Source organism: Vibrio breoganii (assembly GCF_001677275.1).
Taxonomy (GTDB): domain Bacteria; phylum Pseudomonadota; class Gammaproteobacteria; order Enterobacterales; family Vibrionaceae; genus Vibrio; species Vibrio breoganii.
In genome coordinates, this window is record NZ_CP016178.1 from 638861 (window position 1) to 656068 (window position 17208).

At 44.5% G+C, this 17208-nt stretch carries 14 protein-coding genes and 1 pseudogene; 6 read left to right on the forward strand and 9 right to left on the reverse strand.

Going from position 1 to position 17208, the window contains the following annotated elements; translation table 11 throughout:
- Positions 1–15: 15 nt before the first annotated feature.
- Positions 16–1022: pseudogene (locus tag A6E01_RS15825) on the forward strand (CobW family GTP-binding protein).
- 1079 nt (positions 1023–2101) lie between these two features.
- A complete protein-coding gene (locus A6E01_RS15835) occupies positions 2102–2827 on the forward strand; it encodes an SDR family NAD(P)-dependent oxidoreductase (RefSeq protein WP_065210686.1) in 726 nt (241 codons plus the stop codon).
- Positions 2828–3237: 410 nt separating this feature from the next.
- Here A6E01_RS15835 and A6E01_RS15840 read toward each other — a convergent pair whose 3' ends face one another.
- Together A6E01_RS15840 and A6E01_RS15845 are read right to left on the reverse strand one after the other, a co-directional pair.
- Positions 3238–4362 carry a M14 family metallopeptidase gene (locus A6E01_RS15840; protein WP_065211024.1) on the reverse strand — a complete coding sequence of 375 codons (1125 nt, stop codon included), beginning with the start codon at positions 4360–4362 and terminating at the stop codon, positions 3238–3240.
- 141 nt (positions 4363–4503) lie between these two features.
- Entirely contained in the window at positions 4504–5886 is a 1383-nt protein-coding gene (locus A6E01_RS15845) for an MATE family efflux transporter (RefSeq protein ID WP_065210687.1), read from the reverse strand.
- Positions 5887–6073: 187 nt separating this feature from the next.
- On the opposite strand from A6E01_RS15845, the gene A6E01_RS15850 reads away from it, so the two are divergent.
- The 3 genes from A6E01_RS15850 to A6E01_RS15860 all read left to right on the forward strand — a co-directional run bounded on the left by A6E01_RS15850 (position 6074) and on the right by A6E01_RS15860 (position 7837).
- A complete protein-coding gene (locus A6E01_RS15850; RefSeq protein ID WP_065210688.1) occupies positions 6074–6481 on the forward strand; it encodes a VOC family protein in 408 nt (135 codons plus the stop codon).
- 259 nt (positions 6482–6740) lie between these two features.
- Positions 6741–7499, forward strand: coding sequence for a metal-dependent hydrolase (locus A6E01_RS15855; protein WP_017028166.1), 759 nt, complete (start codon positions 6741–6743; stop codon positions 7497–7499).
- Between the two features lie 158 nt (positions 7500–7657).
- Positions 7658–7837, forward strand: a complete 180-nt coding sequence (locus tag A6E01_RS15860) for a hypothetical protein (RefSeq protein ID WP_017028167.1) — start codon at positions 7658–7660, stop codon at positions 7835–7837.
- A gap of 83 nt (positions 7838–7920) precedes the next feature.
- Here the strand turns inward: A6E01_RS15860 and A6E01_RS15865 are convergent, their stop codons facing one another.
- The 7 genes from A6E01_RS15865 to A6E01_RS15895 all read right to left on the reverse strand — a co-directional run bounded on the left by A6E01_RS15865 (position 7921) and on the right by A6E01_RS15895 (position 16479).
- Complete coding sequence (locus A6E01_RS15865) at positions 7921–9345, reverse strand: GNVR domain-containing protein (RefSeq protein WP_017028168.1); 1425 nt, start codon at positions 9343–9345, stop codon at positions 7921–7923.
- Entirely contained in the window at positions 9342–10460 is a 1119-nt protein-coding gene (locus tag A6E01_RS15870) for a glycosyltransferase (RefSeq protein WP_065210689.1), read from the reverse strand. Before A6E01_RS15870 ends, A6E01_RS15865 begins: the two co-directional genes overlap by 4 nt.
- Positions 10453–11199 (reverse strand): acyltransferase, encoded by a 747-nt coding sequence (locus A6E01_RS15875; RefSeq protein WP_065210690.1) that lies wholly within the window; start codon positions 11197–11199, stop codon positions 10453–10455. The genes A6E01_RS15870 and A6E01_RS15875 overlap by 8 nt, the downstream gene beginning before the upstream one ends.
- Positions 11200–11302: 103 nt before the next feature.
- Positions 11303–12694, reverse strand: coding sequence for an O-antigen ligase family protein (locus tag A6E01_RS15880; RefSeq protein ID WP_065210691.1), 1392 nt, complete (start codon positions 12692–12694; stop codon positions 11303–11305).
- Positions 12694–14097, reverse strand: a complete 1404-nt coding sequence (locus A6E01_RS15885) for a lipopolysaccharide biosynthesis protein (protein ID WP_065210692.1) — start codon at positions 14095–14097, stop codon at positions 12694–12696. The genes A6E01_RS15880 and A6E01_RS15885 overlap by 1 nt, the downstream gene beginning before the upstream one ends.
- Positions 14097–15257 carry a glycosyltransferase gene (locus A6E01_RS15890; RefSeq protein ID WP_065210693.1) on the reverse strand — a complete coding sequence of 387 codons (1161 nt, stop codon included), beginning with the start codon at positions 15255–15257 and terminating at the stop codon, positions 14097–14099. The genes A6E01_RS15885 and A6E01_RS15890 overlap by 1 nt, the downstream gene beginning before the upstream one ends.
- The gene (locus tag A6E01_RS15895; protein ID WP_065210694.1) at positions 15247–16479 is read right to left on the reverse strand and encodes a glycosyltransferase; all 1233 of its coding nucleotides are present in this window, start codon (positions 16477–16479) and stop codon (positions 15247–15249) included. Before A6E01_RS15895 ends, A6E01_RS15890 begins: the two co-directional genes overlap by 11 nt.
- 257 nt (positions 16480–16736) lie before the next feature.
- On the opposite strand from A6E01_RS15895, the gene A6E01_RS15900 reads away from it, so the two are divergent.
- Entirely contained in the window at positions 16737–17102 is a 366-nt protein-coding gene (locus A6E01_RS15900; protein ID WP_237334548.1) for a hypothetical protein, read from the forward strand.
- Positions 17103–17208 lie beyond the last annotated feature (106 nt).

A 17208-nucleotide genomic window follows, 5' to 3' on the forward strand; every position in this document is an offset into this window, starting at 1 on the left:
TTTGGAGAATGGAAATTGAATTTTAATAAGGCACTGATTTCTAGGGTGCCAACCAATATCATCACTGGCTTTCTTGGTGTTGGAAAAACATCTGCAATAATGCACTTATTGGCGAATAAACCTGATAATGAACGCTGGGCCGTGTTGGTCAACGAGTTTGGTAAGATTGGCATCGATGGTAGCTTGTTGCGAGGTAAGCAAAACCAAGACGGCGAGGTGTATATTCGCGAGGTTCGTGGTGGTTGTATGTGTTGTACAGCAGGTTTACCGATGCAGATTGCTCTTAATTAACTCTTGTCCGAAGCCAGGCCAGACCGATTGTTGATTGAACCCACAGGCCTTGGTCACCCCAAAGAAGTGCTTGAAGTATTATCTACAGATTACTATCGCCAAATCCTTGATCTGCGTAAGAATATTACCTTGGTTGATGCACGCAAGTTATCTGATTCAAGGTACACCGATCATGATATCTTTAACCAGCAAATGACCATCGCTGATACGGTGGTGGGGAACAAACGCGACCTCTACCTTGAGGGGGATGAACAAAATCTTAAAGCTTACGTCCATAAGCTAGGTTTACCCGACACACGCGTGATCTTTGCTGAGCATGGCGTTGTTGCCTTGGATGAATTTGAGGGAAACACTCTATTCCACCAGCGAAAAAATCGCATCTTTTTCAGCAGAAACGCACTGATCAATCAGCTGCTCCAGAACAACCTATACCTGAAAAAGGTATGTTAAAAGCGACCAACAAAGGAGACGGGTTTTATAGTGTCGGTTGGCGAATTGCCCCAGATAAAATCTTTAATCGACAAAAATTGCTACAGTTTTTGGGCGAACTCAAGATAGAGCGTATGAAAGCGGTGTTCATTACTGAAAGCGGTATTTTCGGTTACAACTCGACAAGTGACGGGCTAACTGAGTACGAATTGGATGAAAGCTTTGAGAGCCGTCTAGAGCTGATATTCGATAAAGGAGACGACCTGTTTGAAGAGCGGTTATTGAGTTGTCTAGAGCATTGATAATAGAGCGCCAAGGCGCTCTAACGCTTGTTTAAGCTTGCTTATCTCTTATATAGAGAGCGGCACTGACAACAAGAGATGTGACAGAAATGGCGAACACCGCATATATGCTTAAGATCCATGCGAGCGTGGCTGATAGAAAGGAAATGAATGAAAACAGTCTGCTAAATGACATTACCTGGCCAAATTTTCTATTTTTCATAACGCCTCCCAACACTAGGTAGTTAGAGACAGCAACGGTCTCTGATGACTCTTTTATCTTCTCTGTTTTGCTCATTGATAACCTAAATAGCGAGCTAAATTTCTCTCAAAAAACATAGGAGTTTGAACTTGTAGACAGAAATTACAACGGGTCGAGCTACGTAGATAGGTAGCACAAATTGTGCAACGATTAATTCACAACTAAGCTAACAGCATTTCGACAGCCCAAATCGAAGGCGACAAATGACCATGACATCAAAATGATGCATCACTCTTTCGTCAGCAATACTAGGGCGTGTTGTTCTTTGCTGTACATTTCGTGTTCAACAATACATCGGTTTTGGTTTTAGTTATGGTTTTACTTTTGGCGAAGCAAATTATTCCCCTTTACCATGCTGTTTAAAAAACACTCATGAAAGATCAACGCGCCCTAGGTTTCGTGCCTATTGGTGTAGCGATAAATCGCCGGAGCTTGCTCCCTTTTTTATGACATCACGGCTACGACATGATGGACACTTGATATGAAAGATAGTGGTGTCACCATTAAACTCTGTTGAACGATAATGGAAGGGACCGCGAACCCCAAAACGATGATAAAGAAGTGATGTGGACATTAACTGGTAAGTTTTGACGAAATGGTATGAGAAAAAACTTCAGGTATCGATTTACCGGGTGAACCGAACTTCCTTTATAGCGTGCGTACGAGCAAATCCAGTGATCAGCTATGCTTTCGCTGAATAGTTTACTGTCTTTCCACATTAGCGGCGGTTTAATCGGCTGCTTTGGGCGCGATGTGGCGGGGTGCCGATGTCCTAACCTATTTTTTTATGTGCTTTAGTTCTAAAATCGTGGTTATTAAAAACAACTAAGAACGCAATATGTATAAAGATAAAGTGGTCGTGATTACCGGCGGTAGCAAGGGTATTGGCCAACACCTAGCCCTGGCTTACCTTGAGCAACAAGCAAAAGTTATCGTATTCGACATTGCCCCCAACCAGAATCCATATGTCGAATTTCACCTTGTTGATTTAGGAAAACCTGAGTCGGTAGATCAAGCTTTTAACGAGATCAAAAGCCGGTACGGCAAGGTCGATGTACTCATCAATAATGGTGCGATAGCCAACTTTAGCAAGCCTATTGAGCAACTGACGTTTGAAGAGTTTTCACGTGTGATTGACGTTAACCTCAAGGGGGCGTTTGCTTGTTCTCGACGATTTATCGAATTGAATCATGCTCAATCTTACGGACGAATCGTCAACATAGCCTCTACGCGCGGGAACCAAAATGAATCGGGATGGGATGCGTATGGTGCATCAAAAGGTGGTGTGGTTTCTATGACACAGTCTATGGCTATCTCTTTGTCTGAAACCCCCATTACCGTTAACGCGGTGAGTCCTGGTTGGATTCAAGTGCAAGGGTATGACGAATTAGATAGTTTTGATCATCAACAACATCCATCAGGTCGAGTAGGTAAAGCTGAAGACGTGGTTAACGCGTGTCTTTTTCTAACGCACCCACAGAATGACTTTATTAATGGCCATAACTTGGTCGTCGATGGGGGAATGAGTAAAAAAATGATTTACCAAGACAGCCTCCTAGATTAAGCCCCCCTCATCTCTATCGACTAGGAATGTATGTGTAATAGCGCGTTCCTAGTCTTCTATCTCACCAGTAAGCTCCCCACCCAAAACACCCCCTATTGTCCCCAGACAATTCTGGGTGAATAGAGTCGGGGGAATCACTTCTTAGAACAACTTCTGAGAAATGCGTTTGGCCCGAGGCTAGCCTCTACACAGAAGATGAAATTGGTGTAAACAACAAGAGAGCCTATATGAACTTTATCGAAAATTTCAGCGGAGCGGGCGCTAGCTTTATATGGTCAACCAATGTGGTTTTGGATAATGAAGTGTTGTTGAGATACGAAGTTAAATAGAAAGAATTGTGTAACGTTTACATAGAAATAAGGCCTGATATCAATAATGCTATCAGGCCCTTTTGATTGTATCTAAAGAGATTACAACTCTGAAACTGTCGCCCAAACAGCGGCTAGCATGTCGTGGCCAAAAGCAACACTGCGGTCTGGAGACCAGCCGTACAGCTCATCGGCATGGCTGATATGGTCTTTAAACGGCATTTCGACGGTGTAAGACAGGCATTTAAACTGCTCTGCTACCCAGTTTGAACCCACTGTAAGGTTAGCTTTACCCGGCTCGTCTTTGTCGTAGCCTACTTCATCTTGGAATTCAGGGGTGATGGTAAGCAGTGCCTGTTTGAAGTGCTTCTCTAAACGCGCGATACGTTCGTCGTAAGAAGGGATGCCTTCGCTACCTGCAACAAAGTTGTAGGGAATCGCTTCATCACCGTGAATGTCCAAAAACATGTCTACGCCCGTTTCTAGCATGCGCTCTCTAACTAGGAATACCTCTGGGCTACGCTCCATTGAAGGCGTTTGCCATTCGCGGTTAAGGTTAACGCCTATACCATTGGTACGAAGGTGACCGCGAATACTGCCGTCTGGGTTCATGTTGGGAACAACACGAATCACAACACTATCCATTAGAGAACGGCCCACTGTATCGGTTTCATCAAGCAAGCGTTGTAAGAAGCCTTCGATGAACCACTCAGCCATCGTTTCACCAGGGTGCTGACGACCAATGACCCAAACGTTTTTCTTCTCAGGGCTTGGTTCACCGATAGTCAGTAAGCTGATGTCGTTGTTATCAAGCGTATGGCCAAGTGTCTCTAGCTTGCACGCCGTGTGGGTTTGTGCGCTGTGCAAAAGGTCTTGGTGGCGATCGTATGAGTACGGCGCAAAATACGCAAAGTACATAGAATCGTGTTCTGGAATGATATCAAAAGTTAGTGCGTTGCCATCAAACTGAGCAGGAATACGGAACCACTCCTCACGATCATAAGAAGCAACCACATCGTAGTCACTCCAGCCTTCAGGATACGCGGATGTCGCTAATTCACTGATGGTAAAATGGTGTGCTTGTTGTGCTTCGCTTTCTAGACGAAAGTGAAACCATTGTGAAATTTCGGTTTGGTTATCGGCAGGTATAGTAAGTTGAATGTCTTGTGAAGAATCTGCTGATACAACATTGATGTTGCCGCTTTCGAAGTTACTGAAAATTTTCATGATAGTGAATGTCTCGTGATAGGGGTGAGCTAAGACTAGCATATTTTATTTACAGATTATCACACAGACTGCCTAATCTGTTTTGCGCCGAATGAAAATGAAAAGCGCCAACTATCGGCTGACAGTTCGCGCTTTATAACGTTAGTTTACTGTTGCAACGATCAGCGGTTGCGAGTTTCTAGACCTGATAACATATCGCAGACGTAAAAGCATCAATCCTGCTGCCACTGTGAGTCCAGTGACAATTCCAAACCAAAAGCCGGTCTCGCCCATTGCGGGTACAATATGATCCGTTAGGCCAAGTAACACACCCAAGGGTAGGGCGAGTCCCCAGTAGGAGGCAATGGCTAAAAACATGGGTACTTTTGTATCTTTATATCCTCTCAGTGCGCCATTGGCTGACGTTTGCAACGCGTCACTGAATTGATACATCGCAGTCAAGGTGAGCAGTGTTGCTGCTGTTGCGCTAATGACAGGATCCGAGGTATACAGCCTAATAATGGACTCAGGAAACAATAATAGCGTTGTAACAGACAGCAGAGAGACTAACCCTGCCACTACTATACCTATTGAGCTGCGTTGAATGGCATTGGATTCATTTCTTTCTCCTAATGCATGACCGACTCGAATAGTGATGCCAAAAGATATGCTCATTGGAATAACATAGGTCATGCTTGAAATATTCAGTGCGATTTGTGCCGCCGCAACATTTTCAGCGCCTATGCGACCAATAAGTAATGCAATAACCGCAAAGATGCTGCCACAAACGGCGATGTTCATTCCAATAGGCAAACCCAACTTCAGAAGATGGAGCATCTCCTTCAATCTAGGTGTTATGTCCGTGAAGCAAAAGATGTTTTTATAGTGTTGATGACGTTTGATATAGCAGTACAACGAAACAGACATCAACCAGTACACTATACTCGTTGCCCATCCACAACCCACGGCACCAAACTCAGGGAATCCGAACTTGCCGTAAATTAGTATGTAGTTAACGGGAATATTCACTAACAATCCTATCACCGAGACAATCATGGGTACTTTGGTGTTGTTCATACCCTCACAGAATCCGTTGAGCGTATAAAATAGAGCGATACCCGGAACGCCAAAGGCAAGTGCAAAGGCATAGTCACTAGCAATTGGTATGATCTCAGCAGCTACGCCTATCCAATCCAATATTGGCTTAGCGCTGAAGAGATAAAGGATAAGCAATAGGCTAGCGATTAGTGCGAGCCATACCATTTGAAAAAACTCGATAGAGATTTTAGAGAAGTCTTTAGCACCTCGGTGAAAGGACACGACAGGGGTTAATGCCATTATGACGCCCCTTAGTAGCAACAAAACTGGAATCCAGAGACTCGTTCCAAGCGCAATGGCCGCAAGATCAGCGGGACTGACTTGACCAGCCATAGTGGTATCAACAAACCCCATAGCTTGAGTTGCAATTTGAGTCAGAATTATAGGAATGGAAAGATGCATTAAAGCACCAGATTCGCGAGTAAAAGAACGAATTTTTGTTAACATGAAATGACTTAACACCAATATAAATGCACCAGTGATGGCAGGATAGCGATGTGCATTTTAGGGTGTGCCCAGTAGGCGGCGTAAATATAAACACCTTGCTTATTGGGGTCAAGTGTCGAAAACTCCCTGCTTGGCTATCGTCGCAGCTCGATAGACGATATCGATATTCTTTATAGTGGAAATTTTAATGTCTCAAGTAATCCAGCAGCAAATTGGAAGCATCGCATTAGTCGTGGAAAACTATGACGATGCGATTGAATTTTACACCCAAAAGCTTCAATTCAAATTAGTAGAAGACACTGACTTGGGTGATGGTAAACGCTGGGTGCAAGTCTCTCCGCCAAACTCAAATGGTACAAACCTGCTTCTTGCTCAAGCCTCTACTGACGAACAACGTCACGCGGTTGGCAACCAAACGGGCGGTCGTGTGTTCCTGTTTTTACAAACCAATGATTTTTGGCGTGACTATAAATTAATGAAAGACAACGGGGTTACCTTCAATGAAGAGCCGCGAGAAGAAGCCTATGGAACAGTGGTGGTATTCCAAGATCTTTATGGAAACAAATGGGATCTGCTGCAATTATACAACGCTTAATTTAATGACTTTAGGTCTCACTGCCGCTAGTGAAAAACGTGTTTAGGAGTATTAGTTACAAAGACAACTGATCAAAAATACCGCAGTTAAAAGGTTTGATGACTATATTACTGTGATTTAGTACAGTTATATTCATTTAGGATGTATACTGTTTATTTATCCAGTTTTAAAAGGCAAAGATAGCGATTAGACAAGACGTTATTAATAGGGAGAGCCCTTAGGTCTTGATGATATAGCTGTCTTTGTAAATGTGATTACAGTGGCTAATTTCAATACACATCTTGGAACAGCCGCGCTGACGAGTAGTTTAGCGGCGACAGCCCTGCTTTCGGCAGGGCACATTGTACCCATTACCGCACTATGGTTGATACTGTTAGGTACGATAGGTGGCTTGTTACCTGATATCGATTCCGATAACTCAACCTCTATGAGTACGCTCTTTCGCTTGTTTGGAGCGCTCACCACTTTCAGCTTCGTGGGTCATATTTATCTTACGGTATCCATGCTGGAGCTGATTGTTTATAGCCTGTTTTGCTATTTATCCATTCGCTACAACTTAAAAGCAATGCTAGAGAAGCTCACTGTTCACCGGGGCTCTTGCCATTCATTGGCGTTCATTGCGATGTCAGGGCTGCTTATAGTCTGGTTGGTGTTTTTGCTCGGTTATAGCGATGTGACGGCATGGCTTTCTGGCGCCTTCATCTGCTTTGGTGGGGTAGTCCATCTTGTGCTAGATGAGTTATATAGCGTAGATTTGGCCAATAGGCGCATAAAGATGTCTTTTGGCACTGCCCTTAAAGTATTCTCACCTAAGAATCCTTTTATTAGTGCTTGCCAGTGTCTGCTGATCGCTGTGTTATATGTGCATGGCCCTGCCTTGGATAATACTTGGCATAAGGTGAGTAATTGGAGCGAGTTTCGTTTTAAACCCGATTGGTTAAACAAAGGGGAAGTGGTGCACTTCTTTGATGAAGTGATTACCTCCACGCGTAAAGCGATGAGCCAAAATACCATCTGATACGGTACTGGTTTTTAATCTTGATGACGTCTAATGGTAAGTATAATTGGCTGTGATTGAGTAGTATGGCCGCATATCAGCAAAGTGCTTAGGATTGAATCTAATAATCTTAATTCTTCATAATGGACGCCTTTGCTCACTGACAATGAGGCAAACCTATGTACGAACTGACACTAATCCTTAGCTTGATGATGGGCGGTGCACAAAGCACGGCAGAGCTTGATGTAAATACTCAATTTAAGTCGTTAGAAGAATGCAATAAAGCAGGCGCCGCTATTGCGAGTAAGCTAAATAAAGCAGAAACAGAAGTGCTATATGTGCAATGTGAGCTAGACTAATAAACAAATAACAACGTTAATGGCTTAAACTAAAAGGACAAACCTCGGTTTGTCCTTTTTTATGTCTGTCAGATTACGTGTATTTATCCGTGTTGCGGTGCAATAGCAATGACAGGAATGGAGGTCATAGACTCTACATCGGCTTTGTTTCGTAAGGTGGTATCGAACAACTCCAAAACAACGGCAAGACCCACTCCTAACCCTAATCCTCCAATTAATCCCAATATTACATAAAATATGGTCGGCCAGTTTGAGGGAGAGCTTGGTGTAAATGGCAAATCAATGATCTTCACTCGTTTGTTCTCTTCAAAGACACCTAAAGCGCCTGTTAACTGTGCCATTTCATAACGCTGCACAAGTTCTTCGTACAACTGACGTTTCATCTCTACATCTCGTTGCAGGCTAAAGATCTCTTTGACGTTGTCACCATAGCCTTGGGTTTTCTGTTCTAGCTCCGCAATCATAATGGTTAATCGAGCCGTCTCTTCAGTGAGCGCCTCAAAGCGACTTTGCACTTGTTGTAGGTTTTGTAACTGGCTCATTAGTAGTGGCTGAATAGTCGTTAGGTTGTTTAGGTTCTGACTGCTAGCCATATTGCGAAGTTGGTCGGTATTCAGTGTGGGTTGGTTTGAATTGAGAAGTACCTCACGCTCGTGCTCTAAACGCTTTAGCTCTCTTTTCTTTGCTTGTACTGAGCTGTGATTCTCAGTGTATCGAGCTTGTAAAAGGGTTAAGTCACTGCGGATCTCAATGATCTTGTCTTCAATACGGCCGACAACGGGGTTGGTGCTAGATAGCTGTTGATCCAAAGAGCCAAGGCTTCGTTCCACACCAAACAGCTCGGCCTCTTTTTCAGCCAGGCTTTGTTTTAACACTGCAATACGAGCGTAGCTTTGCGAGCGGATCTCCGGGGTTAATGAAGAGTGGACATTGGTGTAGTCAGCAAGCTTTTGCTCCGCCATTTGCAAGTCTGAAAAGCGCTTTTCAATATGTTCGTTTAAAAAGGTGCTAGAGTCGCGAATTGAAGAGCGCTCGGGGGCTAACAACTGCTCAATAAAGTGACGGCTCACAGACTCTAGCAGTTCTTTCATCCCATAAGGAGAAGGGGCTGAGTACTCGATCTTTAGAAGATCTTTCCCTTGCTGAACCACGTTAAGGTTTGCTGCTATTCTTGCCATTACTTGGTCTTTTTCATAGTTAGAACTGTTTTCGTTAATAAGTCCAAGTTCTAGTGCAACGGTGGAAAGGACATGACGACTTTTAAGCAATGTTTTTACCGCGTTTAAGCGGTCGTTAAGCATTGTAGATACGGCAAGATCTTGAAGAAATGGATTCATTTTAGCCGTTTCTTGAATGAGCATACTGGTATGCGCTTTGTAGTTTGTAGGGGCGAGCTTGGATACCCCGATAGCCACTAAAGGGAGGATCAAAGCAGGTAGTAATATTACCCAACGACGGCGCCAGGTACTCACTATTAATCCAGCTATGCGCAGTTTAAGCTCAATCATAATAACTCCAATAACCAGTCAACAAACTGAGAGCGTTGCTGCCAACTTTCGTTCTCAACGCTATGACTCTGACAAGGGGTGAGTCTCTGATGGCGACTCAAGCAATCAATGAGTTGCTTGCTGTCATTGACCACATTAACTTGGTCTTCAAACGGTTTTAGTGCAGGGAAACGTGTGGTGATAACAGGGGTTCCGCATGCTACGTATTCCATTAGCTTTAACGGACTGCAGGCTTTGATTTGCTCGTTGAGAATAAAGGGCAAAAGGCTGACGTTCCAATGCTGGCAATAACTCGGAAGTTCGTGGTGAGCACGCGGACCAAGCAGATGAATGTTATCGAGATCCGCAAATGGGTTGTGTCCCAACTCATTACGGCCAATAAATACGAAATCCCAATCAGGCATCGCTTTTGCGGTTTGGTTTATTAGGTTGTAGTCGAGCCAGTTGGAAAGGCTGCCATAAAATCCTGCGATGGGTTTGCCATTGGGGAGATCTTTTGCTCGAGGAACTGGAGTTGAAAAACGTTCGTAATCAACACCGTGTCGTAGTAATTGTGTTTTACAGGCAGGGAAGCGTTGTTGCATTGCTTCGCTGGCCGTTAGAATAAGATTCGCCTTATCGGTAAGCTTGTTCTCATGTTGGATCACCGTTTTATGGTCAACACCTGCCAGTGCGCCAAAGTCATCACCGCAATAGTAGACCACCGATGATTCATTGATGTGACCACATAAGTCGGCGGCTGTTGGCAATGAGGTCCACAAAATTGGGTTGTTAAACTCGAGGCGTTCTAGTGTTGGCGCTAATTGAGACGCCATCCAGCTTTTTGCGAGTTTTCGTTCCCACGCAAACTTAGGTGCAGGTAAGGTTTTTAGGCTTATTACTTCCATATTACTCGGGATACTTTGCACCTTGGTCGCCATTGACGCTTTGTCAGTGTTTTTGGAAAACAGCTTGTGGTATGCGCGCTTCATGTCGCTTGCGGATAAGCGAGGTCTGCGCAAACCAATGGAGTTAACCCAAAGAATGCGACGTTGCGGATTCAAGCGAGTAATTATGTGTTGGGTGCTAGAAGGAAGACCGCCAAAGTCTTCACCAAAAACAATGAGATCACGCATGCTCGCCTCCTTGCTCACAATGTGTTTCTTGGGATATGTACTTAATCACCTTCGCGGGAACGCCTGCGGCGATAACAAATGGGGGAATGTCTTCTGTCACGACACTACCCGAAGCGATAACGGCGCCTTGGCCGATAGTAACGCCTGCTTTTACAATACAGTTAGTGCCTAACCAGCAGTCTCGCTTTAATACAATGTCGCCAATCTGGCTAATATCATCCGGCTCGCCTTTTGCTCTTCTTCTTGAATCTAATGGGTGGCCAGAATAACCAAACAGGTTGGCCTTGCCTGCAATACGCACGTTATCTTCAATGACCATTTTTGTACCAACGGCGATGGTGGTTTGCCATCCTATGCCAACATTTGAGCCGATTGTGAGGGAAGGGTTGCTCGTATGAGCGCTAGCACTGAAGGTGGTTTGCCCTGAAATACGGCAATGGTCTCCAAGGGTGATAGCAAGCGGCCCTGACACAAAAGGAACGCCTCCATACAGGTAAAGTGCTTTTCCTGATCGTTGACAGCGACCTCGAAAAGCGGGTGTTTCAACCAGTACGCGAAGGATGAAGTTAACGCCGTTTCTAAAGCCAACGTGCGAGGTATATAGGAATTTATTTAGCAGCATTGGATAGCGGATATCGCAAACACGTATGGCTTTGGCCAGTGAGAAGAGCTTTTTCCCCAGAGGGCTTTGGCTGGTTTTTAGTTTTTGTTTTAGCTGATTGGCATCTAATACGTTCATAGCAATGTTCCTTTGTGCATTACCGATATCACTTTCCCTATATGGGTAATACATAGAACGTGCCAAAAATATAAGTCAATAAAAACAGTTGGTTAGGTGAGGGCTATTGTGCTTTCTCAATTTGAGAATCGTTTTGAACAATACTCGAGACGCAAATAATCAGTGCAGCCAGTATGTAGATTGGCCAAACGAAAGCCTGGGTAAGAAAGGTGCCCGATACGATAGTACCAATAAGACCGGCGTAGACAGCGTTTGCACAGCTTTCTAGATAGGGTGATGAGGTTGCTGATGCTTTGATGCAATTAAGAGATTGCTTAGCTGTGCGAAGCAAAGAGACAATCAAAGTGATAAAGACAATTAGACCTAGGAACCCTGTTTCAGCTAAAACGCCAAACCATGTACTGTGTACGGCGTGGTTTAATCCATCCCAGTGAGAGCTGTAAAAGTAGTAGTTGGAGTAAAAGTTATTGATTCCGACACCAGTGAAAGGATTCTCGACAGCCATCTTTGCCGCTGCTTCCCATGCATATAGGCGTCCCATAGAGGAAGAATCTATCCCTGCTTCAGCCGCGCCACCTGAGGCACGTTCCGAGATCCCGGCAGCTAAGTAAAGTACGGCTAATCCAACGGTTCCAAGACTTACAAGTAATACTTTAGAACGAACTGCTTGGTTTATATACACAGCGTATACCGCTACCATGCCGAGTAGGCCGCCACGACTCTGCGTCGCAATAATGGCCATCGAGAGTAGAGCGAGAACGGTGAATCCCATTAAGCGACTGATCCTTGATAGACGACTATTAAAGAAAAAACTCGCAGAAAACGCCAACGGAAACAGCAGTACGAGTGCCAAGTCATTGGGGTCGCCGAGCATAGACCCAATTTGGCGTCCTATTGTCACTCGAGAGCCTTCAACCAACCCAATGCCGTTAACAGAATTAAACAAAGCGACGCAGGCCACCAGACAGCCTGCAGCGACTATGGTCCAACATATCTTAGACAGCTGTTCTTTAGTGTTGATAATCCAAATGATGGCCAAGGTCATCAACATGATTTTCCAGTAGATCCCTTTAAAGGTTGATAACGCTTCACCGCGATTGGTCGCGAACGCTAACCCAATGGCAACCAAAACCCAAAATATCACTAGCCATTTCATAGAAGGGTGCCAGTAGACTTTAAGTTGTCTGCTTATTAAAGAGTGCCAGCATAACGAGGCTAAGGCGCCAAGAGACAATAATAGAGGGATTTTAAATGGCATGAGCGCTGGGATGACTTCGTGGATTCTGAAAAAAGAAAACACAACAAACAGGGTTACGAACCAGAACAAGTGTTTCACCACCACTAGCACGGCAACGGGCAGTAGACATAGGGCTAGACCAACGGCTGGATGGGGAACCTTCCACCAAATCAAGGCGATGGTCAGGGTAACGGCGACTGTTGCAATAACACTAGGCGCAGTCATTGAGTTAGCGGAATGGTTGATTGAAGGTGTCATTACGCACCTACCTTTCTAGCTTGAGTATGCTGTGGTAGCACAATTGTGTAGGTCGCAAGTAATAGCAGGGCTGAACAAACGAGCGAGCCAATACCTTGAATGTTTGAGCCCAACTGAATAACGGCTAGTCCAGCAAGCGTAATCAACGGGTACAAGATCAATCTCAAGCTACGATATGGAAGAGCATGGTGGCGCTGTGAAAGCTTATAAAGGATGAGCGCACGAATTAACTGTGCGATCCCGATACTCAGCATTATTGACCAGATACCCCAATGATAGGTAAATCCGCACCAGAGTAAGGTCAATACAGTAGTGCAAAGGTTAACGTTTAAGATTGTCTTCGTTTGTTTGTTTTGAAGTAGTCCAAGGTTAACAAGTTCAGCGAATTCCTTGCCCAATACCATGAATAGAGCACCTACTAGTAACTGTCCTGCAATGGCGTAATCTTCAGTCAAGGCGAACGCCAACAGCCATTGTCCAAATAGAGCGATGAACAGCGCCAGAAGACACACATATATGATGCCAAGCTCTGTAGTTCTAGCCGCTTTTAAAGGATTGCTGTTTGCAACAATAAAGCGCTTAGGCATCCACCACATACCAAAGGGCTGAACAAGAACGCACATCGCTAGAGCAAACTTAGCGGCCACCGCATATTGACCCACCATGGCGAGAGACTCACCCTCAAGCATCAACCAGCGCTCAGCGCCATTGAGTCCAAACGCAACTAAACCGGACAGCATTAGAGGCAATGAATAACGAAGGGTAGTGTTGATAAATTGCATGCTAGGAAGAGTAACGGTGAGTTTGCTTGCAAGGATAAGCATTGTGAACTGGACGAAATGAGCAATGAAACCAGCGACAAGCACCCCTATGACGCCATAGCTTAATTGCAACGATGTTAATACAAGCACTACTTGAAGCAGGCTGGTGATGATGCAGATGCGGCAAAACGCCTTTACTTTATCGAGCATTCTTAACCAAGCTAGCGATATGGCAATTGCGCCTTCAATGGTCAGTGACACCCAAAGCACTAACACAGCTTGTCTTGAAAGGGCCCATGTTTCGGACCAATCAAGTGACAGGGTCACCAGTAAGCCAATGCAAGCGAATGAGATGGAGATTAACAAGGTTAGGGTAAATAGGTTGCATGCCGTTGTAAGTTTTTGTTTTTTAGTGGTTTGTTCTGCGCAGTATCGATACAAGGCTTCGTGCAGGCTAGCGGACAGTAAAATACCAATGAAGGATGCAGTAACAGCGAGCAGCTCTAATTCGCCTATTTGAGCCGGCGATAAAAAGCGGGTTGTGATTGGCAACATGATAAGGGACAGCCCCTTCATGAAAAACAGAGCGAACGCATAGCCGAGCATCTGTTTCTGCGCGTCCGATACGGTAGGGAGTCTCATCACTGTTCTCCCGATTTGATTTCAGATCCACCGACTAGAGGCTGCTTTTGAGAGCTTTTTGTCTCGATTGCCCATGCAATATCGCGGTAGGTGTTACTTGCTAGGTATTGCGTTGCGACCTTTTGTCCTTGTTTCGCAATGCCTTGGTATTGTTCTGGGTTTTTAGCAATGCGAGCCATGGCTTGGCTTAGGCTTTGGGCGTCATTTTCGGAGTATTTAATGCAATTTACGTTATGCTGTAACTTCTTATCCCAGAATGCATTATCTCTAGGAATGACCACGATAAGTCCCGCCGCAAGGGCTTCTAGGGTAGATAAGCCAAAGGGCTCATTTGTGCTGGTGGAAATATAAATGTCTGATTTAGCTCTGATTTCATCAAGGTTGTTGGGCTCGTTATACCAGCAAGTGTTAGGGATAGTGGCATCAACTAATGACTGCTCCGCATTTGAGTTCTGAGGCTTGATGTAGCAGATGTTGGTTGTGAGCTGTGAACTGGGTTCTGTCAGTTCGATGGCATGTTTAAGGATGTCCAGCCCCTTCCATTTTAAAAGCGAGGCTGCCCAGTAGAAGCTTGTAATGCCATTGCTGGAAAACGAATGGGGTGTTGGGTAATCATTTTCGTCCAAACCATTGGTGAAGGTCGTAAAGTTTGCAGGAAGTGATTCGCTATCCATACACAAAAGCAAACTTGGCTCAGCTGATTGCAAATAGAAGGTCGGATGCCCTTGGTTGAGACACCATTTTGCAGCGCTACTTTTTCCCACAGGGCCGTGAATAAGCTGAAGCAGGGGAATTTGCATTAGTTTAGAGACAGCGTAGCCCGCAAAATCCACGCCTGGTCCCGATGCCATAACTAGAGTGTTTGGTTTTTTGAATTTGGTAATCACCACCCACGCTGTAAACATGGTTAGACAAAACATTAGATAAGCTTGCTTTGCCCAGTAGCCAAGTCCTTGGGTTTGGATCGCAAGGCATTTAGGTATGGCTAAGGTAGTGACACTGACCTTATTGCTTTGGCCTTGATTCCAACTCATCGGTGAAGCGCTAAGCACATGAAACATTGTCCCGTCGTTAACTTGCTGTATAGCGAGCTGAGTAGCGACTTTCGACCCTCCATGATATGGAATAGGGTCAAATATGATGCAATGATTAGGCTTCATGTGCGCCCCTTACTGCTTTGTTCTCTGCCAAGAAACGCGTTCTAAAGAAGGTGGTAAATGGGCGCAGTAGGGAGCTAAACCATGCACCCCAAGATTGGTTTGACCCATCCTCTAGCAACTGGTTATAGATTGCCTCCATTTGAGAGGTGTTTCCTTCTAGAGAGAAGCATTCTTTGGCAACCTGTTTTCCTCGGCTTGCCATCACTTTGCAAGTCTCTGGGCACTGTATGAGTTGGTTTACTGCACCAACAATGGAATCTATCTCGTTATCACCATTTTCATATAACAGGCCAGTGGATTCGTGTTCAATGACCTCGCTTATGCCTCCAACATTTGGGGCAACAACCGCAAGCCCCGCCAATGATGCTTCTACTAACACCAAGCCAAAGGCTTCGCTTCTTGCGCCGCTGACAAACAGGTCGCAACCGCCTGCAAGCCATGCGCTGACGTTAGATTGCTCTCCGACGAGATGAACTCTAGAGTCTAGATTCAGTGAATGGATTTGCTTAATTAGATTCAGACGCTCGCTCCCTTCTCCAATAATGATGAGGTGATGCTGATCCTGGCTACTGTTTAAGCGAGCAAGGGCCTGAATGAGTTTATCGAAGCCTTTGCGTGTAATAAGAGAACCGACGCTGACAAGCACCTTTGCACTTGTCGGAATATTTAGGCGTTCTCTTACATCTAGCGGTTGGCTTAGAACGATATTCGGGATGCCGTTATGAACAACGGCAAGGTGTTGTTTTGGATAGCCTTCATCAAGCATTGGCTTAGCAACAGCATGGCTCACTGCCACTAAACGCTGGGCTGAATGAAGAGCAAGTGTGAAGCGGTCATGCAGGTTGTAAGGACTGTGGAGTTGGCAAAGCATTGGAATGCGTTTTGCTTTTGCTGCCAAGGTCATCCACTGACACGGTGCGCCGCTATTAACATGGATAAGGTGAATGTTGTGCTCGGAAATGATTGCTGACGCCGTTTTATACAGCGTTACTAACGTCTTCACATTGAAGGCTGATTGCTGAAGGTTAATCAACTCAAAGCTTGAAGAGTGTACAGCAATTCCCTTTGCTGTTAGTTCATGCACCAGTACTTGATTGTTAGTCCAAACCACTGGTTTGAAAATAGTCGACAGAGAATCAAGAAGATTCAAAAGACACGCTTCACTGCCTCTGATCCAATCATCTCCATAGTGAACAATAAGTAGGTTAGTCGTTGGGTGCATTCCTTTCTCCCTAACAGCATTAAAACGGAAACTGTTAGAGGTACTGCAATTAGGATGCCAAAATTAAGTGTCTGTTTTTGTTTGGTTTTTGTTGTTCAAAATGTTCATTCTCAAATTGAGAATCAGAATGAATAGTTTTGAAATCATTGGAAGTGGTTGCTTTTTGATAGTTAAAAACTTTTAACCATTGGCACTTAGGCTAAAGCAATCATAGTCCAAGACTTAATGCTAAAAAGCGAACTTTGAGTGACATGTCTATGGGAGGCGTTGCACGTGTAAAAGTGATAACATGCAAAATCAAAGTATCAAAATCAACAACAAGAAAAATTGAGTTAGGTAGTTATATGAACGACAAAGTGTTTGAAATTTGGCAAAGAAAGCGAGAGCAGGGTTTCTTAAGTTGGCTGTTTAAAAGCACTCTTGGGGCTGTAGCTTTCTATCTGGTTTTTAGTATTGTTTTCCAATATTCTACCGTTAGTGAGCAAGGTGTTCCTGCATTTTTCCAGAGTCAAGCTTCCAACTTTGCGTTGTTTACACTACTAATGTTGATAGGCAACGGTGTTCTATGGCTTTATCGCGAAGCTAGCTTTAAAAAAGAAGCACGTCGCAGAAATATCCTTTAGAAATAAGTTAAGCAGACTGACAACGCTTGGCATCTCATATCTCATGTTGGTGTGACTTCAGTGATCTGGATGTACTTAAAGCGTTGTTAGCAAGTGAACAACTTAG